Raw genomic sequence first — 24,848 nt, forward strand, 5'->3', positions numbered from 1 at the left:
CAGCCAACGGTCATTCCGCGTGCCGCTCCACCGGTGACGCGCACAGCATGAGTGGGAGAGCCGGATCGTCGGCCGCGGTGCAGCGCTACACTGCGCAGTGTCGCCGTGCGCAGGTAGGCCCGTTGCCGCGGGCGCCGCGCCGCGCGCGGCCGGCGCCCGCGCGATCTCCGCGCTTCCCCTCCCGCTCCTGCAAGGTCGTCCATGTCTCCTTCCCTTCGCATCGCCATGGCCCAGTTCGATTTCCCGGTCGGCGCCGTGGCCCAGAACACCGATCGCATCGTCGCGATGATCGAGGAGGCGCGCGACGAGTACGGCGCCGACATCGTGCTGTTCCCGGAACTGGCGGTCAGCGGCTATCCGCCGGAGGATCTGTTGCTGCGCCCGGGCTTCCTCGCCGAGTGCGAACTGGCGCTGCAGCGCATCGCGGTGCGCGTGCGCGGCATCGTCGCGGTGGTCGGCTGGCCGCAGAGCGCCGGCAGCGTGGTCTACAACGCGGCCAGCGTGCTGCGCGACGGACGCATCGAGGCCACCTACCGCAAGCGCGAACTGCCCAACTACGCGGTGTTCGACGAGCGCCGTTACTTCGACGTCGATCCGGATGGCGGCAGTTGCGTGTTCGAGGTCAAGGGCACGTCGGTCGGGGTGGTGATCTGCGAGGACCTGTGGTTCCCCGAGCCGCTGGCTGACACCGCGCGCCACGGCGCCGAACTGGTGCTGGTGCCCAACGCCTCGCCGTTCGAGCGTGGCAAGCACGCGCAGCGCGATGCGCTGCTGGCCGAACGCGTGCGCGAGACCGGGGTGGCGCTGGCCTATCTCAACGTCGTCGGTGGCCAGGACGCGCTGGTGTTCGATGGCGCCTCGGTGGTCGCCGACGCCGACGGCAGCGTGCACCCGGCCGCGGCCGCGTTCACCGACCAATGGCTGGTGGTCGACTACGCAACGCAGGCGCGCGCCTTCACCCCGCTGCGCTGGATCGACGACGGCGACGAGAGCATGGACGCGCTGGCCTGGCGCGCGGTCGTGCGCGGGCTGCAGGACTACTGCCGCAAGAACCGCTTTTCCAAGGTGTGGCTGGGCCTGTCCGGCGGCATCGATTCGGCGCTGGTACTGGCGATGGCGGTGGATGCGCTAGGCGCGGACAACGTCACCGCGGTGCGCCTGCCATCGCGCTACACCGCCGGCCTGTCCAACGATCTGGCCGATGAGCAGTGCCGTGCGCTGGGAGTGAAGTTGGAGACGGTGGCGATCGAGCCGGCGTTCGAGGGTCTGCTGCAGGCGCTCGGGCCGCTGTTCGAGGGCACGCAGCCCGACATCACCGAGGAGAACCTGCAGTCGCGCAGCCGTGGTGTGATCCTGATGGCGCTGGCCAACAAGTTCGGCGGGCTGCTGCTGACCACCGGCAACAAGAGCGAATATGCGGTCGGCTACGCCACCATCTACGGCGACATGTGCGGCGGCTATGCGCCGCTGAAGGACCTGTACAAGACCGAGGTGTTCGGCCTGGCGAAATGGCGCAACACGGTCGGTGGCGCGCCGGTGATTCCGCCGGCGGTGATCGCGCGGCCGCCGTCGGCGGAACTGCGCGCCAACCAGACCGACCAGGACTCGCTGCCGCCCTACGACGTGCTCGACGGCATCCTGTACCGCTTCGTGGACCAGGAACAATCGCGCGACGAGATCGTCGCCGCCGGGTATGCCGCGGACGTGGTGGACCACGTGGTGCGATTGGTGCGCATCACCGAATGGAAGCGGCACCAGGCCGCGCCGGGGCCGAAGGTGTCGCGGCGCGCGTTCGGTCGCGAGCGGCGTTATCCGATCACCAATGGGTATCAGGGATAGCAGGGGTTGCGTGGCGGTCTTGGTGGGTGGTGGATCGGCCGCGGTGGGTGTCTGTCGCGGCTGAAGCCGCTCCTACAGGAGCGGCGAGGCGATCAGTAAACGCTTCGATCTTGGTAGCGCGTGCCAGCGCGGCGCGCTATCCGTTCGCGCAAATGCGCTTGCCAATCCCAATTCCCGATTCCCCACTCCCGGCCCTTCAGACCGCCTGCAGCAGGCGCAGCCCGAACGCATCGCCCTGCGCGTTCCAGCCATGGCTCACGCGCAGGCCGGCGGCGGCGGCCATCTCGCCGAAGCTCTGGTCGGTGTACTTGTGGCTGTATTCCACCTGCATCGCTTCGCCGGCGGCGAAGTCGAAGTGGCGTCCGCCCACGCTGACCCGCTGCGCGCGCTGGCTGACCAGGGACGTCTCGATGCGCTCGCGTTCGCGCGCGTACACCGCACGATGGCGGAACTGCTCCAGGTCGAAGTCGCTGCCGATCTCGCGGTTGAGGCGGCGCAGCAGGTTCACGGTGAACGCAGCGGTGACGCCGGCGGCATCGTTGTAGGCCGCTTCCAGCATCGACACGTCCTTGACCAGGTCGATGCCGATCAGCGCGCAGCCGTCCTGCCGCATGGTCGCGCGTATCGACGCCAGCAGTTGGATGCCATCCTCGCGAGTGAAGTTGCCCAGCGTGGAGCCCGGGAAGAACACCAGCGTGCGGCGCGCGCCGCGCTGCGGCGCGGGCAGCGCCACCGGCGCGGTGAAGTCGGCGCAGACCGGCAGCATCTGGATGTGCGGAAAGCGCTCGGCCAGGCGCGCGGTGCTGGACATCAGCATGTCGCGCGAGATCTCGATCGGGGTGTAGGCCACCGGCGCGCGCAGGCCGTCCAGCAGCAGTTCGGTCTTGCGCCCACTGCCGCTGCCCAGTTCCACCACGTGCGCGCCGACGCCCACCGCCTGCGCGATCGAGGGCATGCGTGCCTCGAGCAATTCCAGCTCGGTGCGGGTCAGGTAGTACTCCGGCTGGCGGGTGATCGCCTCGAACAGGCGCGAGCCTTCGGCGTCGTAGAAATACTTGGATGGCAGCTGCTTGGGGCTGCGCGACAGGCCGGCGATCGCGTCGGCGGCGATGTCGCCCGCTTGCGGATGCAGGTCGGTGAGGGCGGCTTCGGTCAGTGCACGGGCGGTCGCGGCGTTCATACGGTGTCCTTGGCCAGGCGCACGCCGGCGAATTGCCACCGCGCATCGGAGGGGAAGAAATTGCGGTAGCTGGCGCGGATGTGCGCCTGCGGCGTGGCGCAGCTGCCGCCGCGCAAGACCCATTGCGCGTTCATGAACTTGCCGTTGTATTCGCCCAGCGCGCCCTCCCACGGGCGGAAGCCGGGGTAGGCCAGATAGGCGCTGCCGGTCCACTCCCAGACGTCGCCGAACAACTGCTGCAGGCCCGCATCCGCGGAGGGCGCGGACCGCGGATGCAGCGCATCGCGCTCGACGAAGTTGCCGGCGATGGCGACGCCGGTGGCGGCCTGTTCCCATTCGGCCTCGGTCGGCAGGCGCGCCCCGGCCCAGCGCGCGTAGGCGTCGGCCTCGAACAGGCTGATGTGGCACACCGGCGCGTGCGGATCGCGTTCGCGCCAGCCGCCGAGGGTGAATTCGCGTGCGCCGTCCGCGTGCCAGTACAGCGGCCGCTGCCAGTCCTCGGCGCAGCGCTTCGTCCAGCCGTCGCTGAGCCACAGGGCGACGTTGCGGTAACCGCCATCGGCGATGAAGTCGGCATACTCGGCATTGCTCACCGGACGGCTGGCCAGCGCATGCGCCGGCACCAGCACGCGGTGCCGCGGCGATTCGTTGTCGTAGGCGAAAGCGTCCTGCGCCGGCCAGCCGGGCGCGCCGATCTCGCACACCTGCTCGTCGCGCTGGATCCAGCGCAGCGCGGTGGCCGGCGCGTGCGCCGTGGGCAGGTCCTGGCGATAGGCCGGGGCCAGCGGATTGCTCCAGAACGCATGCTTGATGTCGGTCAGCAGCAATTCCTGGTGTTGTTGCTCGTGCTGCAGGCCCAACTCCAGCACCTGCAGCGTCTGCGCGGACAGGTCGCCGGCCTGCAGCCGCGCCAACACGCGCGCCTCGACCTCGGCCCGGTAGTCGCGCACCTGCGTCAGCGATGGGCGCGACAGCACGCCACGGCGCGGTCGCGCATGCATCGGGCCGACGCTCTGGTAGTAGCTGTTGAACAGGTAGTCCCATTGCGGATCGATCACGCGATAGCCGGCGTCGGTGGCCAGCACGAAGCGTTCGAAGAACCAGGTGGTGTGCGCGAGATGCCATTTGGCGGGACTGGCATCGTCCATGCTCTGCACCATCGCGTCTTCCTCGCTCAGCGGCGCGGCGAGCACGCTGGTGCGGTGGCGCACGCTGCGAAAACGCGTCGCCAGCGGCACGCTGGACGCTGCGGGCGAGGGGGATGCCGCCAGGGAGGTCGCTTGCATCGGCCAAGCTTAGGGGACGGCCGTGAATGTCCCGTCATGCGTGGTGGAACGTCGCGTTACGCTTGTGTCTGTTCTGCGATGGGAGCCCACTCTCCCGCTCGCGCCACCAGGACCGACCGCACATGTCCACGTCAGACCCATCCCACGCATTCATGTCCGCGTCCACGGGCGGTGCCGCCGTGCCGGTCGGCGTGGTCGACCTGGCCGAGGCGGCGCGCGCCTTCGTCCTTCCCGACGGGGTGCGCTATCTGGATACCGCCAGCAAGGGGCCGCGGCTGGCCAGCGTGCTTGCCGCCGGGCAGGCGGCGCTGGCCGATGCGATCGCGCCATGGACGCTGTCCTTCGACGCCTGGCGCGCGCAGATCGAGGAACTGCGCGCGCTGGTCGCGGCCACCGTGTTCGCCGGCGACAGCGACGGCGTGGCGATGGTGCCGTCGGCCGCCTACGGCCTGGCCATCGCCGCGCGGCAGGCGCCGCTGGCGCCGGGCGAGGCGGTGTTGCTGCTCGACGGACAGTTTCCGTCCAATCTGCTCGCCTGGCAGCAGCGCTGCGCCGAGACCGGTGCGCATCTGGCGGTGGTGCGGCGCGGGCCGGGCCAGGATTGGACCGCGGCGGTGTTGGAGACGCTGGAGGCGCAGCCGCGGGTGCGCGTGGCGACCTTGCCCAACGCCTATTGGCGCGACGGCAGCCTGCTGGATCTGGACCGGATCGCGCCGCGCGTGCACGCGATGGACGCGATGCTGGTGCTGGATCTGAGCCAAAGCCTGGGCGTGCTGCCGGTGCGGCTGGACGCCTGGCGGCCCGATTTCGTGGTCTCGGTCGGACACAAATGGCTGCTCGGGCCGATGGGGCTGGCGTGGTTGTGGGCCTCGCCGCACTGGCGCGCGCATGGGGTGCCGTTCGAGCAGCATTGGCAGGCCCGCGATCCCGGCGCCGACTGGCACTTCCCGGTCGAGGCGCCGCCGCCGTTCCGCGCTGGCGCGCGCCGCTTCGATGCTGGCGGCGTGGCCGATCCGTTGCGCCTGGCGATGGCCAGCGCGGCGTTGCGGCAGTTGCAGCACTGGCAGCCGGCACGGATCGCGGCACAACTGGGCGCGCTCGGTGCGGCGTTCGAGGAGGAACTGCGGGCGCAGGGTGCTGGCGACTGGACGGTGCCGGGACATGCGCCGCACCTTGGCGCGCTGCGTCCGCCCGCGGCGGCGATGCAGGCGTTGCTGCCGTGGCTGCAGCGCGCCGAGGTGATCTGCACGCATCGCCACGGTGCGTTGCGCATCGCGCCGTATCTGCAGCTGACGCCGGAGGCGATGCGTGCGCTCGCGCGGGAGATGGTTGCTGTGGTGCGCGGGTGAGTGTGGCTTTGGTCCTGGAAGAACTTGCAGCCAGGTTACTTGGTGCACTGCAGTCCCGACAGCGAGCTGACCCGGGATGTGCACCGCTTCGTTGGTCGCGACTGAAGGGCACCTCTAATAACGTCGAAAAGTGTCCTGTAGGAGCGGCTTTAGCCGCGACGAGGCGTTCCCGGTAAAGCCTGTCGCGGCTAAAGCCGCTCCTACAGGGGCTTGCAGTGCGCTGCTGGGGTCATGCAGAGGATTTTCGGTTCCAACGTTCACCGGGCCGGACGGCTTGCCGCTTCGCTTGTCGCGGCTGAGCCGCGCCTACAGGGGCGTGCGGCGAGTCCGGTGGGTGCGCGGTGGGAAGGCTTCAGTCCCGACGGGCCGACGCCGATCGTCGGCCGGTGCCACGCTGCGCTCGATGGGAGGAGCGCACGAGCGCTTTCGCTAGTTGTACTGATCGAGCGGCGCCTGGACGCGCAGGCTTCAGCGCCGCGCCGCCAGGCGCAGGCCGCGCGGGGTCAGCACCCGCTCCAGGATCTCGAACAGGCCCTGCACCAGCAGCGCCAGCGCCGCCGCCGGCACCGCGCCTTCCAGGATCAGGCCCAGGTCGTCCAGGCGGATGCCGGTGAGGATCGGCTGGCCGTAGCCGCCGGCGCCGATCAGCGCGCCCAGGGTGGCGGTGCCGACGTTGATCACCGCCGCGGTCTTGATGCCGGCCAGGATGGTGCGCAATGCCAGCGGCAGTTCGATTCGCAACAGCCGCGTGCCCGGCGGCAGGCCGATCGCCGCGGCGGTCTCGCGCAGTTCGCGGGCGATGCCGGTCAGGCCGGCATGGGTGTTGCGCACGATCGGCAGCAGGCTATACAGGAACAACGCGGCGATCGCCGGTTTGGCGCCGATGCCGAACAACGGGATCATGAACACGAACACCGCCAGCGACGGCAGCGTCTGCAGCACGCCGGTCAACGACAGCACCAGCTGGCCGAGCCGCGGCCGGTACGCGGCGAGGATGCCCAGCGGCAGCGCGACCAGCAGGGCCAGGCCCAGCGACAGGCCGACCAGCGCCAGGTGTTCGCGCGTGCGCTGCAGTCCCCGCACCAGCCGGCTGTCCTGCGCCGGCGCGGCGATGCCCAGCCACTGCGCGGCGATCGCGCTTTCGGCGCGCTTGTCGAGCTTCGCTTCGGCATTGAGCCGTTGCATCGTCGCCGCGTCGATGCGCCCGCCCAGGCCTTGCAGCGCCTGTACGAAGCGCGGCGCGCGTTGCGCCAGGTCGGCGCGGTACAGGAACACCGCGGCGTAGCGCGGGAAATAGTGGCGGTCGTCCTGCAGCACCAGCAGGTCGTGCGCCGGGATCTCGGCGTCGGTGCTGTACAGGTCGGTGAGGTCGATCGCGCCGCTGTCCAGCGCGCGATAGGCCAGGTCGTGGTCGAGTCCGGTCGGGGTCTGCGGCAGGCGGTAGGCGTCGCGCACCCCGGGCCAGCCGTCGGCGCGCGAGATGAATTCGTTGCTGAGCCCCAGCTTCAGCGTCGGATGCGCGGCCAAGTCGGAGAGGCGGGCGATGCCCAGCGCCTGCGCGCGCTGCCGGCGCATGCCGAACGCATAGGTGTTGTCGAAGCCCAGCGGTGCGCTCATCGCCAGCCCGCGCTGCGCCAGCGCGCGGCGCAACGCGGCGTCGTCGGCGTCGGGCATCTGCAGGAGTTCGGCGGCCAGGGTGCCGGTGTACTCGGCATAGGCATCGATCGACCCCTGCTCCAGGGCGCGCCACAGGATGCGGGTGCCGCCGAGCTGGCGCCGGTGTTCGACCTCCACGCCGGCCTGGCGCCCGGCGCCGGCGGCGATCTCGCCGAGGACCACCGCCTCGGTGAAGTTCTTGGAACCCACCACCACCTTCTCCGGCGCCGCGCCGGCCACGCCGGCGAGCAGGGCGAGCATTGCCGCGAACACCAGCAGCGCCGAAGCGCGCAGCCGCCGCGCGATCCAACCGATGCCGCGCAGTAGCTGCGATCGCCGTCCATGCAGGGGGGCGAGGTGGTCGCATGGCATGGCGCCGTGACGTGTTTGTTGCCGCGGCCCGCAATCCACCGATGCGTGCCTCGGTCGCGACCAGACTATCCCGCCGGCCGCCCTCACCGCGCGTCTTCCAAGGTGCGTTGCGCGTGCAGGAACTGGCCGACGAAAGGCTCGGCCGGCGCGTCCAGCAAGGTGCGCACGCTGCCTTGTTGCACGATGCGCCCGCCGCGCATCAGCACCAGCGTATCGCCCAGGTAGGCGGCCTCGGCGACGTCGTGGGTCACCAGCACCACGGTCTTGCCCAGCAGGGCGAACAACTCGCGCATCTGCGTCTGCAGTTCGTGGCGCACGATCGGATCGAGCGCGCCCAGCGGCTCGTCCAGCAGCAGCACCGGCGGGTCCAGCAGCAGCGCGCGGATCAGGCCGACGCGTTGGCGCTGGCCACCGGACAATTCGGCCGGATAGCGCGCCAGCAGCACGTCCGGCAGGCGGCATAGCGCGGCCAGCTCGTGCAGGCGCGCATCGATCCGCGATCGCGCCCAGCCCAGGGTCCGCGCGAGCAGCGCGGCGTTGTCGCGCGCGCTCAGGTGCGGGAACAGCCCGCCTTCCTGGATCACGTAGCCGATGCGGCGGCGTTGCGCCAGCAGGGTGGCGCGGCGCAGCGGCTCGCCCTGGAAGCGGACTTCGCCGGCGTCCGGCCACTCCAGCCCGAGCAGCATGCGCAGCACGCTGGACTTGCCGGCGCCACTGGGGCCGATCAGCGCGGTGGTGCGGCCGGGCGCGATGGTCAGATCGACCCGGTCCAGCGCGAGCGTGTCGCCGTAGCGGCGGGTGACCTGGTGCAGTGCGAACATGGCCGAAGCATAGCCGCAGGCCGCGACCACGCCGCGCGAAGACGGCGCGGCTTCAGCGCGTGGCGGCGTCGGTCAGCAGGTCCAAGGTCGGTTTCGGCCGGCTCAGGTCGTACATCAGGCCGAAATGGGCTTCCGCGCCCTGCTGGTCCGGCTGGTCGAGCAGTTCGTAGAGATTGATCTCGGCGACCACGTCGGCATAGTCGCCGCGCAGCGTCTGCAGCAGCTCCGCCACGCTGTCGTAGCAGGCGCCGTCGCCAGGGTGGCCGCCATCGGTGGTGCCGGTGTACACCTCGGCGCAGTTGAGCTCGTTGACGTACACCTTGGTGCCGTATTTCTGCGCGGCGGCGCGCAACTGCCCCAGGTACATCCAGTAGCCGCGTTCCCCGTGGAAGGCGTAGTAGTGGAAGCTGATGCGGTCGAAGTCGAAGCCCTAGGGCATGCCATCCCTTCCCGAGCATGCCGCGTTGGGTCTGGTAGGCGCGCCGCCGGCGTTGCGTGGCGAAGCGCCTGACTGGCCGTCAGGTCAAGCCGCGCGGCGCTGGCGGCGCGCCTACCAGACCCAACCCGAAGGGCCGCGGTTGCGCGCGCCCGTGGCCGCGTCATCGCTCGGGCGTGGACCGACGTCCACTTCCTCGCTCTTCCTTGCCACGGGCACGCGCAACCGCGGCGCGGCATGCTCGGGAAGGGATGGCATGCCCTAGGCCTTGGCCTGGCCCAGGAACCACAGCGAGCCGTTGCGGTCGCCGGGGCAGCGCGCGTTGGCCGAATGGTCGTCGCTGTTGCAGGCGGTGATGTTGATGGTGAACTGCAGGCCGGCGCCCAACTCGTCGGAGGCCTGCTTCATGCCGCGGTACATGGTGGTCATCGCCGCGATCCGCGCCGGGGCGGCGGCGCGGTCCAGATCCTGCTCGTTGCCGATCTCCCAGACCTTGATGTCGTTGGCATAGCGGCGTGCCAGCGCGTATCCGGCCTCCTGCGACATCGGATACACCATCGGCTGCAGTGCGATGCCGTAGCGGCGCGACAGCAGCACCAGCCGATCGAGCACGGCGAAGTTGCGCGGATCCACATCGAGGCGGTAGCTGCGCAGGTTGCGTTGGTCGAGCAACTGGAACACCGCCTCGGCCTGGCTCAGCGGATAGGCGGGGCGGTCGTCGTGGCCGTTGACCCCGAACACGATGGCCGGCACGGCGGCGCTGCGCTCGGCGGCACCGGCGGGCAGGGCGGCGCCGAGAGCGAGGTCGAACGACAGGAGCAGCAGAGCGGCGAGCAAGCGGGACATGGCGCGTCTCCTGGCGGGGCCGGCGAGCGCTGCGGCGACGGACGGCGCTGTTCTTGTAAGCATGAGTTGTCCGCTGCAACGGCAGCGCTCATAACATGGAGGTGGGGGCGGTTGGCAGGAAGCTACTGATTCGCCTGCATCAGTTCCAGAGTGATATGGTCTGGCCCAGTCACATACACAACCAGAGTTCCCTTGCGTGGTCCTGCGGGAATCGGTTGAGGCTTGCCTCTTGCTTGCCAGCCCGCTTGCTCGATGCGTCCAAGGACGGCGTGCATGTCTTGCACTCTCAATGCCAAATGCGCCGAGCCAATCGCTGATGCCGTAGGTGGGGTGATGCCGTGGCGGTCGCCCTGCGAATACTCCAGCAACTCTATTCGGCTGCCATCTGGACCTTTGACGATCGCTGTTCGCACGTTCGGATCGGCGGTGCCGGTGACTTGCAAAAGGAATTGCCCGCCCATTTCCGACTGACGTTCAAGAGTGAACCCGAGTCCAATTGTCCAGAAGCGAATGGCTTCTTCCAATGAGCTGACTGCGAAGCCAATATGATCGACTGCATGCACCATGTGGTCGGAATTCATCAAATGATCCTTTAAGGGTCGACGGGCCAGGTGTGAGCTTGCGCAGCACGGCGCATGCCCCTGAAGGAAAGCGGACATGCCATGCCTCCCGTCCTCGGTCAACGTATGTCTTGATCAACAGGCGCTACAGGCGCACAGCAACGGCGGGCGAGTGGATCGAGCCTAGCAAGCGCAGCGGCGCCGGTGCACAGCGGCTGGGCGCTGCACCACAGATCGCGACGCTGGCGGTGGCCAGCGCCAGTGGCCTGTGACGCTCTCCAGGCCGCCGCCGCTGGCGGTTGCTCGGACAGCCGCGGTCCCGCATGGACGCCGGCGGCCGGTGGGCATGGTTGCGCCAGCAACGCCGTGGCCGCCAAAACGCGACAGGGGCCTTTCGGCCCCTGTCGGTGTGCATCCGGTCGCGCGATGGATCAGCGCGCCATCTGCGAGTTGGCCTGCCCGGTGGAGGCCGACTTCTCGCCGGCGAACGGGTTGAGCTTGCGGATCATCCACGGGTACTTGGGCCAGTTGCCGCTCAGCCACGGGTGCTGGGGATCGTTGAGCTCCAGCACGCGGCGGGCGTCGTCGGCCAGCGGCTTGTTGCCCAGGTGGGTGTAGGCCTCGGCCAGCACCGCCACCGCGTCGTACTGGTAGGCGCTCTGCGGATAGGTTTCCAGCAGGTAGGTGGCGCGGCCGGCGGCCGAGACCCAGGCATCGCGGCGCAGGTAGTACAGGGCGTTGTCCAACTCCTGCTGGGCGAACACGTTGCGCAGCGCGATCATGCGCTGGCGCGCATCGGCGGCGTAGCGGCTGTTGGGATAGCGCTCGGCGACGATGTTGAAGTCGGCGTAGGCCTGCTGCGGCGTGGACAGGTCGCGGCGGCTCGGGTCCAGCGACCACACCCGGCGCAGGAACACCGTGTCGCGGTTGCTGTTGGACAGGCCGCGCAGGTAGTACATGTAGGCGATGTTGCGGTGGGTCGGGTAGGTGCGGATGAAGCGGTCGATGCTGGACACCGCATCGTCGTGCTTGCCGGCCTTGTACTGCGCGTAGGCGCTTTCCATCATCGCCTGCTCGGTGTACTGCCCATACGGGTACTGCGCGATCAGGCGCTTGAAGCTGCCCTCGGCGCCGGCCCAGTTGCCGCTCTCCATCTGCGAGTGCGCCTTCTGGTACAGCTGCTCCACCGGCATCCCTTCCTCGGGATTCTTGTTCTTCTGGCGGTGGCAACCCGTCGCCACGACGGCCATGACCAGGATCAGGGCGATGAAACGGACGTGCGCGGAGAGCGGGACGGAGCGTCGGATCATGGGTTCGGGCGGGACACGTCAGGAATGCGAAGGGGCGATGATAGCCTAGTGGCCTGTCCGGCGACTGACTATGGCCGCCGCGGCCCTCCCTTTCCGACGTAGCCGTGCCCTTTTCATGCCCAATACCCTCCCGGACTCTCCCGAGGACGCCGCCCCCGACGGCCCGCGCCAGGCGCGGGTGCCCGACCATGCCGCCGGCCGCCGCTTCGACGCGGTGCTGGCCGAGCTGTTTCCCGAATTCTCGCGCTCGCGCCTGGCCGAATGGATCAAGTCCGGCGACGCGCTGCTGGACGGCGCCCCGGCGCGGCCGCGCGACGCCCTGCGCGGCGGCGAGATCGCCAGCCTGCACGCGGTCCTGGACACCCAGACCCACGCCCTGCCCGAGGACATCCCGCTGGAGGTGCTGTACGAGGACGACCAGGTCATCGTGCTGAACAAGCCGGCCGGGCTGGTCGTCCATCCGGGCGCCGGCAACCCCAGCGGTACCCTGGTCAACGCCCTGCTGTACCGCGATCCGTCGCTGGCGGCGCTGCCGCGCGCCGGCATCGTGCACCGCCTGGACAAGGACACCAGCGGCGCGATGGTGGTGGCGCGGACCCTGCCGGCGCATACCTCGCTGGTGGCGCAGCTGTCCGCGCGCGACGTGCACCGCCAGTACCTGGCGGTGGTGGCCGGGCCGCTGGTCTCCGGCGGCACCGCCAACGCGCCGATCGACCGCCACCCGCGCGACCGCCTGCGCATGGCGGTACGCGAGGACGGCCGCGACGCGGTCACCCACTACCGGCTGCGCGAGCGCTTCCGCGCCCACACCGCGCTGGAATGCCGCCTGGAGACCGGGCGCACCCACCAGATCCGCGTGCACATGGCGCATCTGAAGCACCCGATCATCGGCGACCCGCTGTACGGCGGGCCGCTGAAGCTGCCCAAGGGCGCCACCGAGGAGCTGATCGCCGAGTTGCGCGGCTTCAAGCGCCAGGCGCTGCATGCCGAGACGCTGGAGTTCAAGCATCCCGTGCATGGCGAGCCGGTGCGCGCCACCGCCGCGGTGCCGGCCGACCTGCAGCGCCTGTTGGCGGCGCTGCGCGTCGACTCGCAGTTGGCCGCCGCGCAGGCGCGGCGCTGAGCATGGGCGCGCTGCCGGGCCAGGCCTGGACGCGCGCCGGCGGCCCAGCCGCCGCGGCGCGCGCCTCGCGTCCGCGTGGCCGCAGCACAGGCGGCGCGTCCGCCGCCACGGGGCGGGCCGGCGGGCAGGGCAGCCATCGCCTGCTGCCGGCGTGCGCGGTCGCCACCCCCGTGGCGCCGGCTCGGCGGGCGCGCGCATGAGCGATTTCGTGCTTCCCGCCGAGTGGCCGACCCCGCCGCGGGTACGCGCGCTGACCACGCTGCGCCACGGCGCCGGCGCCTCGCTGCCGCCGTTCGACCGCTTCAACCTGGGCAACCGTACCGCCGCCGAGGGCGACGATCCGGACACGGTGCAGCGCAACCGCGACGAACTCGCCGCGCGCCTGGCGCTGCCAACGCCGCCGCACTGGCTGCGGCAGGTGCACGGCGTGCAGGTGCTGCGCTTCGAGCGCCCGCCTGCCGCCATCGGCATCGACGCCGAACCGACCGCCGACGCGGCGGTCACCGGCGTGCCCGGGGTGGTGCTGGCGATCCTGACCGCCGATTGCCTGCCGGTGGTGTTCGCCGCCCGCGACGGCAGCGAAATCGGCGCCGCGCATGCCGGCTGGCAGGGCCTGGCCGCCGGCGTGCTGGAGGCCACGGTCGCCGCGCTGCGCACCCCGGCGGCGCAGCTGCAGGCCTGGCTGGGGCCGGCGGCGGGGCCGGACGCCTACGAGATCGGCAGCAACGTGCGCGATGCCTTCCTCGCGCACGACCCGGCCGCGGCCAGCGCCTTCGTCGCGACCCGTCCCGGCCATTGGCGGGTGGATCTGTCTGCGCTGGCGCGGCAACGGCTGGCCGCGGCCGGGGTGCCGGCCGCGCAGGTGCACGGCGGCGGCCTGTGCACGATCACCGACGCGCGGCGCTTCTTTTCCTATCGCCGCGATCGCCGCAGCGGCCGCATGGCGACGCTGGCGTGGATCGGGGACTGAGCGCGCCGCTGTTCGCGCAGGTGCTCGGCGCGGCGTTCGCGGGGCTGCCGCCGGCGCTGCGCGCGCTGCATTCGGTGCCGCAGCGGCAGCGCTACGTGGGCCATGCCGAGGTGCGCCGCGGCCGGCATCCGTTGCTCCCGCTGTGCGCGTGGTTGGCGCGGCTGCCGCCGGCCAGCGCCGCCACCCCGGTGGAGGTGACCTTCAGCGCCGACGCGCGCGGCGAGCGCTGGGAGCGCCGCTTCGGCGCGCACGCGATGCCGTCGCGGCTCTGGCTGCGGGACGGCCGGCTGCGCGAGCGGCTGGGCGCGGTCGAGTTCGAGTTCGCGTTGCGCGTGGACGGTGCGGCCATCGTCTGGAGCGCCACGCGCGCCTGGGCGTTCGGCGTGCTGCCGCTGCCGCGGCGCTGGCTGGCCGGGGTGCACTGCCGCGAAAGCGAGCACGCCGGCCGCTATGCGTTCCTGGTCGAGGTGGCGCTGCCGTGGATCGGTCCGTTCATCCGCTACGAGGGCCTGCTTGACCCGGCCTGAGCCGATGCGCGCGCCACTGCCGGCGCCGGACGCCGGTGGCGCGATCGTCGTGTTCGACGGCGTGTGCCTGCTGTGCAGTCGCTGGGTGCGCTTCCTGTTGCGGTTCGATCGCCGCGGCCGCTACCGCTTTGCCTCGGTGCAATCGGCCAGTGGCCGCGCCTTGCTGCAGGCCAACGGGGTGGATCCGGACGACCCGCTGTCGTTCCTGCTGCTGACCCCGCAACGCGCGTGGACCGATTCGGACGCGGCGATCGGCGTGATCGCCGGCCTCGGCGGCGCCTGGCGCGTGGTCGCGCTGCTGCGGCTGGTGCCGCGGCGCTGGCGCGATGCCGCGTACCGGGTGCTGGCGCGCAACCGTTATCGCTGGTTCGGCACTTCCTCGCAATGCTTCCTGCCCGACCCGGAGCAGCGTTCGCGTTTTCTGGAGTGAACGCGCGTCGGTGCCGTCCGCGCGTTCCGTGTTCCTGTCGCGGCTGAAGCCGCTCCTACAGGCGCGCCGCGGTTTCTTGTAGGAGCGGCTTCAGCCGCGACAGAAAAACGAAACTGCTGCGATGCCAAGGCGTCCATGGAGAACGCGGCAGCCACCCCTGCGATCGCCGCACCCCGGTTCGCCTTCGTGATGTTCTGTGATCGAGAAAATCCCACGTGCCGGGTCCGCGTCGAGCGCATCGGCATGCTTCCCGGATGACTGCAGCATCCCCGAAGCCGGCGTACCCGCGACGCCCTAGCCCGTGCCGCGCAGCAACGCGGTGACGTTGCCGGCGCCGGCCTGCGCGCCGGCGTTGCGATCGATGCGGAACACCGCCACCGCGGTGGCCAGGCTGCCGGCCTGTTCCTCCATGCTACGCGCGGCGGCGGTCGCTTCCTCGACCAGCGCGGCGTTGCGCTGGGTCACTTCGTCCAGTTGCATCACCGTGCGGTTGACCTGCTCGATGCCGCTGGACTGTTCGGCGCTGGCGGCGCTGATCTCGCCGATCAGCCCGGTCACCCGCTGCACCGCGCCGACGATCTCGTGCATGGTCGCGCCGGCGCGGTTCACCAACTCCGCGCCGAGCGTGACCTTGCGCGTGGAATCCTCGATCAGTTGCTTGATCTCCTTGGCCGCGTCCGCCGAGCGCTGCGCCAGCGAGCGCACTTCCGAGGCGACCACGGCGAAGCCGCGGCCCTGTTCGCCGGCGCGCGCCGCCTCCACCGCGGCGTTGAGCGCCAGGATGTTGGTCTGGAAGGCGATGCCGTCGATTACGCCGATGATCTCGCCGATGCGCTGCGACGAGGTGCTGATCGCGCCCATCGTCGCGATCACCTCGTCCATCACCTCGCCGCCGGAGCGGGCCACCTCGCCGGTGCGTTGCGCCAGGCCGTTGGCCTGCTGCGCATTGTCGGCGTTCTGCTTCACCGCCGAGGTCAGTTCCTCCATCGCGCTGGCGGTTTCCTCCAGGCTCGCCGCCTGCTGCTCGGTGCGGTCGGACAGGTCGGTGTTGCCGGCGGCGATCTCCACCGCGGCGCGGCGGATCGCCTCGGCCGCGCTTTGGATGCCGACGATGATCTCGGTCAATCTGGCCACGGTGCGGTGGGTGTCCTCGCGCAGGCGCGCGAACACGCCCTGCGCCTGGCCGTCGATGCGGTGGGTGAGGTCGCCTTCGGCGAGCGCGGCCAGCGCGCTGGCCAGCGCGGCGAGGTTGCTTTCCACCGAATCGGAAATGCGGTTGACGCCTTCGGCCAGCGCCTTGAGCACGCCGTCCATCGCCGCGGTGTCGAGACGGCGGCTGAAATCGCCGTGCGCGGCGGCCTCGATCACCGTGGTCAGCGCCTGCTCGGCGTTCACCTGCGCGGTCACGTCCTCCCATTGCGCGATGGTGCCCAGGCGCACGCCCTCGGCGCTGGTGATCGGGCTGTAGACGAAGTCGATCTGGCGGCCGAAGAACGGCGCGCGCACGCGCTTGGAGCCGGTCAGCGCGCGCATGCGGTCGATCGCGGCCTGGCTGTCGGGATAGATGTCGCCGATGCTGCCGCCGACGAAGCGCTCGGCGCGGAACTCGGGGCGGAAGCTCTGCACGTCGGGTTCGATCGCGCGCAGCATCTGCAGCAGCTTGCGGTTGGCGAAATGCACGCGGCCGTCGTCGTCGGCGATGCGGACCATGGTGTCCAGGTCGTCCAGCGCCTGCAGCACGAAGCGGCCGCGGCGCAACTCGGCCTCGGTCTGCGCCTGGCGCTCGGCCAGCCGCGCCTGCGCGGTCTGCAATGCGCGCAGCAGCGCCGCGTCGGCCGCGTCCGCGGCGCCATCGAGGCGTTGCTCGAAGCGGCCTTCGCCCAGCGCCTGCACCGCCTGCAGCGCGCGCTGCGACGGCGCCGCGCGCCGCGTGCCGGCCCAGGACAGTGCCGCCACCAGCAGCGCCGCGGCGGCCAGTGCCGGCGCCAGGCGCGCCAGCGCCGGCCCGTTCGGCCCAAGCTGGCGGCCGACGTGCAACGCGTACAGCGCCATCGCCAACAGGCCGAGCGCATAGGCCAGGGCGAGCAGCAACGGGCGCGGGGGCAGGCGGAGGCGGCCGATCGGGCGAGGGGATGCGGCGTCTGGCAAGGTCATGGCGGCTACCGGCTGGGAAGGTCGGCGCGATCCGCTCGCGTCGACAAAGTGAAGAAATATGCCCCTCAGTATCGGCCCGCAGGTCCGCGTGCTTGACCGCCGCACAGACCGCTCGTCGGAAATATCGCGCCAGAATCGGTGAGATAGGTCGCTGAAAACGTTCCATTTTTTGCTGCGACGCAATAGAGCGCTCGGCGAGGTCGCTGCTTCCGCTACGCGCCTGCGCGCGAACGCGCCGCTGTTGGCCGCGTAGTGCGCCGAGCACAAAAAAACCGGCCGTCTTGCGACGGCCGATCGGGTGCATCGGAAGCGGACCGGCGTTACTTCGCCGGCGCGGCGTCCGGCAGGGTCCAGGCGATCACGCTGTCGCCGGGCTTGGTCTCCATGCGGTCGTGGCCGCCGATCGCGGCGACGATGTACTGCTTGCCGTCCACCGTATAGCTCAGCGGCGCGGCCTGCGGGCCGGCCGGCACCCGCACTTCCCACAGCAGCTTGCCGGTCTGGGTGTCGTAGCCGCGCAGGAAGTTGTCCAGCGCCGCGCCGATGAAGGTCACCCCGCCGGCGGTGGCCAGCGAACCGCTGTTGTTGGGCGTGCCCAGTTCGAACTTCATCTTCGACGGGATGCCCATCGGGCCCTGGTCGTAGCCGGTGCCCAGCGGACGCCGCCAGATCACCTGCTGGGTGCGCAGGTCCACCCCGGAGATGTAGCCCCACGGCGGGGCGATGCACGGCGTGTTCAGCGGCGACATCCACGGTTCCTTGCGCGCGCCGTAGGCCAGGCCTTCCTGGGCCATGTAGCCGGGCGTCTTGCTCTTGCCGTTGAACACAGAGACCACGCCGAGGGCGTTCATCTTTTGCCGTGGGTACACGTTCTCGGTGTACGGCAGGCGGTTGCTGTTCATCACCATGATGCCGCGCTGCAGATCGACCGAGACGCCGCCCCAGTTGATGCCGCCGTGGTTGCCGGTGAACGACAGCGATCCCTGCAGGCTGGGCGGGGTGAACATGCCTTCGTAGCGCAGCTTCTTGAACTGGATGCGGCAGGCCAACTGGTCGAACGGGGTGATGCCCCAGGCGTCGGATTCGACGATGGTCTCGTAGTCCTTGCTCGGCGCGCCGACGGTATTGGGCATGCCCGGCGACACCGGCTGGGTCTTGGCGGTCCAGTCGCCGTGGTCGGTGCCCTGCGGCACCGGCAGTTGCCGCACCGGCATGATCGGCTTGCCGGTCTCGCGGTCGAGTACGAACACCTGGCCGGACTTGGTCGCCTGGATCACCGCCGGGCGCGTGCCGCCACCGGGGACCGGGAAATCGACCAGGTTCGGCTGCGGGCCGATGTCGTAGTCCCACAGGTCGTGGTTGACGGTGCGGAAGTGCCAGCGCTCCTTGCCGGTGGCCGCATCCAGCGCGACCAGCGAGGCGGTGTACTCCTCCTCCTGGGGAGTGCGGCCCTTGCCGAAGAAGTCACCGGAGGCGTTGCCGGTGGGCAGGTAGACCAGGCCCAGTTCGTCGTCGGCGGCCATCAGCGACCACACGTTCGGGGTCGAGCGGGTGTAGGTCTGGCCGGCCGGCGGCGCGGCGTCGATCGCCGGGTTGCCCAGATCCCAGGCCCAGCGCAGCTGGCCGCTGACCGCGTCGAAGGCGCGCACCACGCCGGACGGCGCGTCGCGTTCCTGGCCGTCGCGGACCTGGCCGGTGGGCTGGATCACCACGCCGCGCATCACCACCGGCGGCGAGGTCGGGCCGACGAAGCCGGGCTTGGTGTTGCCGGTGTCCTTGTTCAGGTCGACGTAGCCGTGGTCGCCGAAGCTCTCGCACAGCTTGCCGGTGGCCGCGTCGAGCGCGCCCAGGCGCCCGTCCACCATCGGCCAGAAAATGCGCTTGGCGCATTCGGCGACCGGGGTGGTGGCCTCGAAATAGGACACGCCGCGGCAGGTGGTGGCGGCGACGCCGGCCATCGCCTTGGGGTTGGTCTTGGGATCGAAGCGCCAGCGCTCCTTGCCGGTGGTGGCCTCGACCGCGATCACTTTCTGCGTCGGCGTGCAGATGTAGACCAGGTCGCCGACCTTCAGCGGGGTGTTCTGGAACGCGTAGCCGAGCTTGGAACCGGCCGGCTTGAGGTCGCCGGTGTGGAATTCCCAGGCGATCTTCAGGTCCTTGACGTTGTCCGGGGTGATCTGCGCGCCCGGGCTGTAGTGGTTGGACAGGTTGGAACCGGCGTAGGCGGTCCAGTCGCCGGCATCGTGGTTGGCGGCGACGTTGCCGTCGGGGCTGCGCACCGTGGCGCGGCTGAACGCGGCCTGCGGCCGCTGCGCGGCCAGCGCCGGATTGGCCAGCTCGATCGTGCGCGGGAACAGCAGCGGCGCGAACACCAGCAGCGCACCGAGCACCGGCAGCACGCCGGCGACCAGCGCGTAGCCCAGGCCGGACAGCGGCGCCAGGCGCCGGCGCGCGACCTTCCAGAACGGCAACAGCAGCAGGCCCAGCACAGAGATCATCGCCAGGCGCGGGATCAGCGCCCAGCCGTCCAGGCCGACCTCGGCCAGTGCCCAGGCGATGGTGGCGGCCAGGGTCAGGCCGAACAGCCAGAGCCCGGCGCGGCGGCCGAGCGCCAGCAGCGCGCCGGAGATGGCCAGGGCGAGGCCGGCCAGCAGGTAGTACCAGGAGCCGCCGACGGCGACGAGTTGCCCGCCCATGAAGGCGAGCGCGAGGCCCAGCAGGGCGATGACCACGGCATACGCGGCGAACAGCCAGCGGCCCGGTCCGTGTTTCGGAGAATGATCGGTCATGGAGGGAGAATGTCTGACGAGGATCCGGGTTCGCTGCGGGAACTGCCGCGGTGCCAGGCGGATCGTGAAGGGGAGGAGCAGGCGCGGGCACGGTCTGAGCGGCGGCCCTGCGCACATCGGCAACAGCGCGCCACCCCTCCCAGGGTGCAGATAACGGCGCGATGCGTATCGCGATTTTAAGCGATGCCGGTGTGCTGCCCGTGACGGCGGACGGAACCTTGCGTCCCGTTCCGCGCACGCTGCGGACCCGGCAGCGGGATTGGGACTGGCATCACTGCCTGGCACGCGCCGGTACCACGGGCGTGTGCGCCTGCGTGATGCGTGCCCGAGCGCGGAGGACCACCGCATGGCATGGTACGGACGCGCTACCGGCCCGTTCCGCGCGCGCATGTCGCGTCCAGGTTCGGGCGACGAGGCGGTGGGCCGCCTCGCTGCTCCCGGACTCCATCGATTCAGCCACGTTGCGCCGACCCAAGGACCAAGAAGGATCTTGCGATGGCCAATCCGCCGACCGTTCGACTTCCCAGCGACCCGCTCCATCCCGACCACGAGATGTACCAGCGCCTGCTGACCGGGGTGCAGGACCTGCATATCGGCACGCCGGAGCAGAACGCCAATCTGGCCGCCGCCTTGTACGCCGATCTGCGCGCGCGGCAACCGCATATGACGGCGCGCGATATCGGCCAGGTCGTGGCGGGCGATCCGAGTGCGCCACGCCCTTCGGTGATGGTGCTGCCGAGGCCGGGCTACCACACGCACGATCCCGATCCCGCGGCATTGCGGTTCGGCGCGCCGATGGAGGCGGCCGCGCGACCCGCGCAGCAATCGCTGGCGCCGTTCGGGCGCGAGACCACGATCGGTCGGGACGGCTTCCTGACCGATCCGGGCATCACCCGCACGCCGGTCGCAAAGATCGAACATGGCGCCCTGCCGCAGGTGAATGGCATCGTGCTGCACCGGACCGACTCCACCACGGCGGCCGGCACGCTCGCTACCTGGCGGACGCGCGCGGCGGCGACCGGGGCGCACTTCCTGATCGACACCGACGGCACCATCCACCAAACCGTCAGCGTCGACAGGCAGGCCTGGCACGTGGGCCCGGTGCGTTCGCGCGGCGAAGTGGAGGGCACGATCACGCCGGGCGACCAGCGCCAGCTCGATACCGCCAGGGGCACGACGCCCGAGTGGCGTGAGGCGGCGGTCAAGGCGGTCAATGCCGTCGAAGCCACGCGTCCGTATCCCGAGCGCTACCCGACCAACGGCGACAGCGTCGGGATCGAGGTCGTCGGTCGCTACAACGCGGCAACGCATTCGTGGGATCCGCCGACCGCCGCGCAGCAGGCGTCCATTCAACGGCTGGTGGGAACCTTGCAGCACAACTTCGGACTAAACGACCATGACGTGTATCAGCACGATGTCATCTCGCGCAAATCGCCTGGGGAAGGCGCAGGGCTTTACCCGCCTGCCGTGCCTGCTGCTCCTGTCGCTCCTGCCGCCGATGCTCCTGGGGTGTCACCCGCAGGCCCGCGCCGATAGCGGCGCGCCGGACGTGACCGTTCTGGAGATTTCCAAGGCGGTCTACCAACCCGCGCAGGGAGCCGCCAGGCTGGCCAAGGAGGAGGCGATGTGCAGCGCCTGGTCGCTCGACAAGGCGCAGGCGGAAGCCTTCTTCGGCCTGAGCAGGGAATTGCGCGAGGGCGAGCTGCACGACTTCGACTGGTTGCCCTGTGCGATCAAGGGCCGCCTGCGCGCGCAGGGGCGGGTGTGGGAGTTCGAGATCAATGCGGCGGGCACCAGCACCTGGCGCGACGGCGACCAGGCGCGGATGCTCGGATGCGCGCAAGCCGCCTGCGCGCCGTTCGTGGTGTTGATGCCGGACGTGGGCGGGCAGTAGTCGCGCAAGCCGTCGGGCGTGCCTGGGCGACCACGCCGCGCGCACGACCACCGGCACGGCAATCCGGCCCAGGTCGTGGTCGAACCGTGGCGTGCGCGAGGGTGTGGCGATCGATGGAGGATCGGCGCGCGTGGCCATGCGCGCCGACGCCGTGGCCTTACCTTTCCAGCGCCTGCAGGTAGCGCTGCCGCCACACGCCGATGTCGTTCTTGCGCAGGTGGTCCATCATCGTCTGCCAGCGTTCGATGCGCTTGGTCTTGGGCAGCGAGGCGGCGGTGGCGATGGCGTCGGCGACGCCGTCCAGGTCGTGCGGGTTGACCAGTAGCGCTTCCTTCAGTTCGTCGGCGGCGCCGGCCAGCAGCGACAGCACCAGCACACCGGGATTCTCCGGATCCTGCGCGGCCACGTATTCCTTCGCGACCAGGTTCATGCCGTCACGCAACGGCGTCACCAGCCCGACCTGCGCGGCGCGGTAGAAGCCGGTCAGGGTGGCGTGGGTGAAGTTGCGATTAACGTAGCGCAGCGGCGTCCAGTCCGGCTCGGCGTGGCCGCCGTTGATGTGGCCGGCGATCTGCTCGAGCTGGTTGCGCAGCTGCTTGTACTCGGCGACGTCGCCGCGCGAGACCGGCGCGATCTGCAGGTAGGTCAGGCTGCCGCGTTGATCGGGATGCCGTTCCAGATAGCGCTCGAAGCCGAGGAAGCGTTCGGGCAGGCCCTTGGAATAGTCCAGTCGGTCCACGCCGATCGCCAACTGGCGATCGCGCAGGCTGCTGCGCAGGTCGCGCACCGCCGGCTTGGAGACCGCCGCGCGCGCCTGCTGCGCGATCAGTTCGGTGTCGATGCCGATCGGGAACTTCTCGGCGCGGAAGCGGCGCCCGCCGGGCGCTTCCAGCACCCCGTCCTTGATCACCTTGCCGCCGCCGAACAGGCGCACGTAGGCCTGGAAGCGGTCCACGTCGCGCTGGGTCTGGAAGCCGACCAGGTCGTAAGCATAGAAGCCGGAGAACAGCCGCGCATGATCCGGCAAGGCCTGGATCAGGTCGGCCGAGGGGAACGGCACGTGCAGGAAGAAGCCGATGCGGCAGCCGATGCCGCGCTCGCGCAGCAGCGAGGCCAGCGGGATCAGGTGGTAGTCGTGGATCCACACCGTGTCGTCGTCGCGCAGCAACGGCGCCAGCTTCTCGGCGAACATCGCGTTGACCCGACGGTAGCCTTCGCGGGTGGCGCGGTCGTAGTCGACCAGGTCCAGGCGGAAGTGCAGCAGCGGCCACAGCGTGCGGTTGGCGAAGCCGTTGTAGTACGCGTCCAGGTCGGCGCGGTTGAGGTCCATGGTGACGAAGCGGATGTCGCCCTGGGTCTGCTCGTGCATGGCGCCGCTGTCGCCGCGCACGGTCTTGCCGCTCCAGCCGAACCACACGCCGCCGCGCTCCTTCAGCGCCGCCAGCAAGCCCACCGCCAGCCCGCCGGCGCGGTTCTCGCCGGGCAGCGCCACGCGGTTGGATACCACCACCAGTCTGCTCATGATGCCTCCTGCCAGCTACGCGACAAGCGCATGGCGGCGATGATCAGGCCGACATGCGAATAGGTCTGCGGGAAATTGCCCCAGGCCTCGCCGTTGTCGAAGGCCAGATCCTCCGACAGCAGGCCCAGGTGGTTGCGGCGGGCGAGGATGCGTTCGAACAGCTCGCGCGCCTCGTCCTTGCGGCCGATCGCGGCCAGCGCGTCGATGTACCAGAACGTGCAGATGGTGAAGCTGGTCTCCGGCTCGCCGAAGTCGTCCGGCGCCACGTAGCGGTACAGCGCGTCGCCGTGCTTGAGGTCGCGGCCGATCGCCTCGACCGTGGCGACGAAGCGCGGATCGTCCGGGGCGATGAAGCCGATGTCGGCCAGCAACAGCAGCGAGGCGTCCAGCCGGTGGCCGTTGAAGGTATCGGTGAAGTGGCCGCGCTCGGCGCTCCACGCCTCTGCCAGCACCCGCGCGTGGATGCTGTCGGCGCGCTCGCGCCAGTACGCCACGCGGTCGTCCAGGCCCAGCCGCGCGGCGATCTTGGCCAGGCGGTCGCAGGCGGCCCAGCACATCGCGCTGGTGTAGGTGTGCACCTCGGCGCGGCCGCGGAACTCCCACAGGCCGGCATCGGGCACGTCGTGCAGCGCGAAGGCGCGTTCGCCCAGCGGCTCCAGGCGCAGGAAGGTGTCGGTGTCGCCGGGGTCCTTCAGGCGCAGGTCGAAGAACAGTTGGGTGGAGGCCAGCACCACGCTGCCGTAGACGTCGTGTTGCTTCTGGATCCAGGCCAGGTTGCCGCGCCGCACCGGGCCCATGCCGCGGTAGCCGGCCAGCGATTCGACCTCGTGTTCCTCCAGCGCCGCCTCGAACCCGATGCCGTACAGCGGCTGCAGGCTGCCGTCGGTGGTGGCGATGTTGAAGATGTAGCCGAGGAACTGCTCCATGGTGCGGGTGGCGCCGAGCCGGTTCAGCGCGCGCACCACGAAGGCGGCGTCGCGCAGCCAGCAGTAGCGGTAGTCCCAGTTGCGCGGGGTGTCCGGCGCTTCCGGGATGGAGGTGGTCATCGCGGCGATGATCGCGCCGCTGTCCTCGTACTGGCACAGCTTCAGGGTGATCGCGCTGCGGATCACCGCGTCCTGCCAGTCCAGCGGCACCGACAGGTAGCGCACCCACTCGCGCCAGTATTCCTCGGTGCGCTCCTGCGCTTCCTGGATGTAGCCGGTCAGCGAGCGGGTCAGCGATTCGTCCACGCCCAGCATCAGGTTGACCGGGTGGTTGAGCACGAACGGCAGCTCGTCACGGATGAAGCGCACCGGCACGTCGGTGGTCAGGCGCAGGGTGAAGTCCGGCAGCAGCCAGCGCACGTGGTTGCTGCCCCAGGTGCTCTCCGGCTTGCGTGCGCCCCAGTCGGCCAGCGGCCGCGCCAGCACGCGGATGCGCGGGTTGCCCGACAGCGGACGCACCTGGCGGATGATGCTCACCGGCCGGTAGAAGCGGCCGTGGTTGCGCCAGCGCGGCGCGAAATCGATCACTTCCACCGCGCCGCCGTGCGCGTCGCGCAGCACGGTGCGCAGGATCGCGGTGTTGGCCAGGTAGTGCTGCTCGCTGTCGGCGAAATCCTCCAGCTCGATGCTGAAGTCGCCGCCGACGTGGTCGCGCGGGGACAGCAGGGCGCAGAACGCCGGGTCGCCGTCGAAGGCCGGCAGGCAGCTCCACACCACGCGGGCCCGTTTGTCGACCAACGCACCGAAGCTGCCGTTGCCGATGACGCCGAGGTCGAGAGTGGGGGAGCTCATGGAGCG

Annotated in this window: 18 protein-coding genes and 2 pseudogenes; 8 read left to right on the top strand and 12 right to left on the bottom strand. The window is 70.4% G+C overall.

The features are described from left to right. The first annotated feature begins 201 nt into the window (after positions 1-201). Positions 202-1,839, top strand: a complete 1,638-nt coding sequence (locus tag AB3X07_RS06170) for an NAD+ synthase (RefSeq protein WP_369943560.1) — start codon at positions 202-204, stop codon at positions 1,837-1,839. Between the two features lie 196 nt (positions 1,840-2,035). Here the strand turns inward: AB3X07_RS06170 and egtD are convergent, their stop codons facing one another. Continuing rightward, positions 2,036-3,019, bottom strand: coding sequence for an L-histidine N(alpha)-methyltransferase (egtD, locus tag AB3X07_RS06175; RefSeq protein ID WP_369943561.1), 984 nt, complete (start codon positions 3,017-3,019; stop codon positions 2,036-2,038). Continuing rightward, positions 3,016-4,305, bottom strand: coding sequence for an ergothioneine biosynthesis protein EgtB (gene egtB, locus AB3X07_RS06180; RefSeq protein WP_369943562.1), 1,290 nt, complete (start codon positions 4,303-4,305; stop codon positions 3,016-3,018). Before egtB ends, egtD begins: the two co-directional genes overlap by 4 nt. 152 nt (positions 4,306-4,457) lie before the next feature. On the opposite strand from egtB, the gene AB3X07_RS06185 reads away from it, so the two are divergent. Then, entirely contained in the window at positions 4,458-5,654 is a 1,197-nt protein-coding gene (locus tag AB3X07_RS06185; protein ID WP_369943563.1) for an aminotransferase class V-fold PLP-dependent enzyme, read from the top strand. 468 nt (positions 5,655-6,122) lie between these two features. Here AB3X07_RS06185 and AB3X07_RS06190 read toward each other — a convergent pair whose 3' ends face one another. The 6 genes and pseudogenes from AB3X07_RS06190 to AB3X07_RS06215 all read right to left on the bottom strand — a co-directional run bounded on the left by AB3X07_RS06190 (position 6,123) and on the right by AB3X07_RS06215 (position 11,655). Then, positions 6,123-7,571, bottom strand: a complete 1,449-nt coding sequence (locus AB3X07_RS06190) for a glycine betaine ABC transporter substrate-binding protein (protein WP_369943564.1) — start codon at positions 7,569-7,571, stop codon at positions 6,123-6,125. Between the two features lie 194 nt (positions 7,572-7,765). Next, positions 7,766-8,503, bottom strand: a complete 738-nt coding sequence (locus tag AB3X07_RS06195; protein ID WP_369943565.1) for an ATP-binding cassette domain-containing protein — start codon at positions 8,501-8,503, stop codon at positions 7,766-7,768. 52 nt (positions 8,504-8,555) lie between these two features. Continuing rightward, positions 8,556-8,933 (bottom strand): annotated as a pseudogene (locus AB3X07_RS06200) (hypothetical protein); the annotation flags it as partial. A gap of 270 nt (positions 8,934-9,203) precedes the next feature. Further along, positions 9,204-9,785, bottom strand: a pseudogene (locus tag AB3X07_RS06205) (hypothetical protein); the annotation flags it as partial. Positions 9,786-9,907: 122 nt separating this feature from the next. Then, a complete protein-coding gene (locus AB3X07_RS06210; protein WP_369943566.1) occupies positions 9,908-10,366 on the bottom strand; it encodes a VOC family protein in 459 nt (152 codons plus the stop codon). Positions 10,367-10,776: 410 nt separating this feature from the next. Next, positions 10,777-11,655, bottom strand: coding sequence for an outer membrane protein assembly factor BamD (locus AB3X07_RS06215; protein WP_369943567.1), 879 nt, complete (start codon positions 11,653-11,655; stop codon positions 10,777-10,779). A gap of 115 nt (positions 11,656-11,770) precedes the next feature. On the opposite strand from AB3X07_RS06215, the gene rluD reads away from it, so the two are divergent. The 4 genes from rluD to AB3X07_RS06235 all read left to right on the top strand — a co-directional run bounded on the left by rluD (position 11,771) and on the right by AB3X07_RS06235 (position 14,705). Beyond that, entirely contained in the window at positions 11,771-12,778 is a 1,008-nt protein-coding gene (rluD, locus tag AB3X07_RS06220) for a 23S rRNA pseudouridine(1911/1915/1917) synthase RluD (protein ID WP_369943568.1), read from the top strand. A 196-nt stretch (positions 12,779-12,974) separates the two neighbouring features. Continuing rightward, a complete protein-coding gene (pgeF, locus tag AB3X07_RS06225) occupies positions 12,975-13,748 on the top strand; it encodes a peptidoglycan editing factor PgeF (protein ID WP_369943569.1) in 774 nt (257 codons plus the stop codon). Continuing rightward, positions 13,733-14,275: a DUF4166 domain-containing protein gene (locus AB3X07_RS06230; RefSeq protein WP_369943570.1), complete on the top strand. Its 543-nt coding sequence runs from the start codon at positions 13,733-13,735 to the stop codon at positions 14,273-14,275. The genes pgeF and AB3X07_RS06230 overlap by 16 nt, the downstream gene beginning before the upstream one ends. Positions 14,276-14,279: 4 nt before the next feature. Continuing rightward, complete coding sequence (locus AB3X07_RS06235; RefSeq protein WP_369944668.1) at positions 14,280-14,705, top strand: thiol-disulfide oxidoreductase DCC family protein; 426 nt, start codon at positions 14,280-14,282, stop codon at positions 14,703-14,705. A gap of 294 nt (positions 14,706-14,999) precedes the next feature. On the opposite strand, the gene AB3X07_RS06240 is transcribed toward AB3X07_RS06235, so the two are convergent. Together AB3X07_RS06240 and AB3X07_RS06245 are read right to left on the bottom strand one after the other, a co-directional pair. Beyond that, on the bottom strand, positions 15,000-16,859 hold the full coding sequence (locus AB3X07_RS06240; RefSeq protein WP_369943571.1) for a methyl-accepting chemotaxis protein: 1,860 nt from the start codon (positions 16,857-16,859) through the stop codon (positions 15,000-15,002). Between the two features lie 320 nt (positions 16,860-17,179). After that, a complete protein-coding gene (locus AB3X07_RS06245; protein WP_369944669.1) occupies positions 17,180-19,609 on the bottom strand; it encodes a glucose/quinate/shikimate family membrane-bound PQQ-dependent dehydrogenase in 2,430 nt (809 codons plus the stop codon). 534 nt (positions 19,610-20,143) lie between these two features. Between AB3X07_RS06245 and AB3X07_RS06250 the strand changes: the two genes are divergently transcribed. Both AB3X07_RS06250 and AB3X07_RS06255 read left to right on the top strand, forming a co-directional pair. Next, positions 20,144-21,184: an N-acetylmuramoyl-L-alanine amidase gene (locus AB3X07_RS06250; RefSeq protein WP_369943572.1), complete on the top strand. Its 1,041-nt coding sequence runs from the start codon at positions 20,144-20,146 to the stop codon at positions 21,182-21,184. A gap of 13 nt (positions 21,185-21,197) precedes the next feature. After that, entirely contained in the window at positions 21,198-21,542 is a 345-nt protein-coding gene (locus tag AB3X07_RS06255; protein WP_369943573.1) for a hypothetical protein, read from the top strand. A 157-nt stretch (positions 21,543-21,699) separates the two neighbouring features. Here the strand turns inward: AB3X07_RS06255 and otsA are convergent, their stop codons facing one another. Both otsA and AB3X07_RS06265 read right to left on the bottom strand, forming a co-directional pair. Then, positions 21,700-23,064 carry an alpha,alpha-trehalose-phosphate synthase (UDP-forming) gene (otsA, locus tag AB3X07_RS06260; protein ID WP_369943574.1) on the bottom strand — a complete coding sequence of 455 codons (1,365 nt, stop codon included), beginning with the start codon at positions 23,062-23,064 and terminating at the stop codon, positions 21,700-21,702. Next, the gene (locus AB3X07_RS06265) at positions 23,061-24,842 is read right to left on the bottom strand and encodes a glycoside hydrolase family 15 protein (protein WP_369943575.1); all 1,782 of its coding nucleotides are present in this window, start codon (positions 24,840-24,842) and stop codon (positions 23,061-23,063) included. The genes otsA and AB3X07_RS06265 overlap by 4 nt, the downstream gene beginning before the upstream one ends. Positions 24,843-24,848: the final 6 nt, after the last annotated feature.

This window comes from Xanthomonas sp. DAR 35659 (assembly GCF_041242975.1).
Lineage (GTDB): Bacteria > Pseudomonadota > Gammaproteobacteria > Xanthomonadales > Xanthomonadaceae > Xanthomonas_A > Xanthomonas_A medicagonis.

Excerpts from the sequence above, each read along its gene's own strand:
- AB3X07_RS06170 (WP_369943560.1), top strand. The coding sequence starts at position 202 with ATGTCTCCTTCCCTTCGCATCGCCATGGCCCAGTTCGATTTCCCGGTC.
- otsA (WP_369943574.1), bottom strand. The coding sequence starts at position 23,064 with ATGAGCAGACTGGTGGTGGTATCCAACCGCGTGGCGCTGCCCGGCGAG.
- AB3X07_RS06195 (WP_369943565.1), bottom strand. The coding sequence starts at position 8,503 with ATGTTCGCACTGCACCAGGTCACCCGCCGCTACGGCGACACGCTCGCG.
- AB3X07_RS06190 (WP_369943564.1), bottom strand. The coding sequence starts at position 7,571 with ATGCTCGCCCTGCTCGCCGGCGTGGCCGGCGCGGCGCCGGAGAAGGTG.
- pgeF (WP_369943569.1), top strand. The coding sequence starts at position 12,975 with ATGAGCGATTTCGTGCTTCCCGCCGAGTGGCCGACCCCGCCGCGGGTA.
- AB3X07_RS06235 (WP_369944668.1), top strand. The coding sequence starts at position 14,280 with ATGCGCGCGCCACTGCCGGCGCCGGACGCCGGTGGCGCGATCGTCGTG.
- rluD (WP_369943568.1), top strand. The coding sequence starts at position 11,771 with ATGCCCAATACCCTCCCGGACTCTCCCGAGGACGCCGCCCCCGACGGC.
- AB3X07_RS06240 (WP_369943571.1), bottom strand. The coding sequence starts at position 16,859 with ATGACCTTGCCAGACGCCGCATCCCCTCGCCCGATCGGCCGCCTCCGC.
- AB3X07_RS06210 (WP_369943566.1), bottom strand. The coding sequence starts at position 10,366 with ATGAATTCCGACCACATGGTGCATGCAGTCGATCATATTGGCTTCGCA.
- egtB (WP_369943562.1), bottom strand. The coding sequence starts at position 4,305 with ATGCAAGCGACCTCCCTGGCGGCATCCCCCTCGCCCGCAGCGTCCAGC.
- AB3X07_RS06185 (WP_369943563.1), top strand. The coding sequence starts at position 4,458 with ATGTCCGCGTCCACGGGCGGTGCCGCCGTGCCGGTCGGCGTGGTCGAC.
- AB3X07_RS06265 (WP_369943575.1), bottom strand. The coding sequence starts at position 24,842 with ATGAGCTCCCCCACTCTCGACCTCGGCGTCATCGGCAACGGCAGCTTC.
- AB3X07_RS06215 (WP_369943567.1), bottom strand. The coding sequence starts at position 11,655 with ATGATCCGACGCTCCGTCCCGCTCTCCGCGCACGTCCGTTTCATCGCC.
- AB3X07_RS06250 (WP_369943572.1), top strand. The coding sequence starts at position 20,144 with ATGGCCAATCCGCCGACCGTTCGACTTCCCAGCGACCCGCTCCATCCC.
- egtD (WP_369943561.1), bottom strand. The coding sequence starts at position 3,019 with ATGAACGCCGCGACCGCCCGTGCACTGACCGAAGCCGCCCTCACCGAC.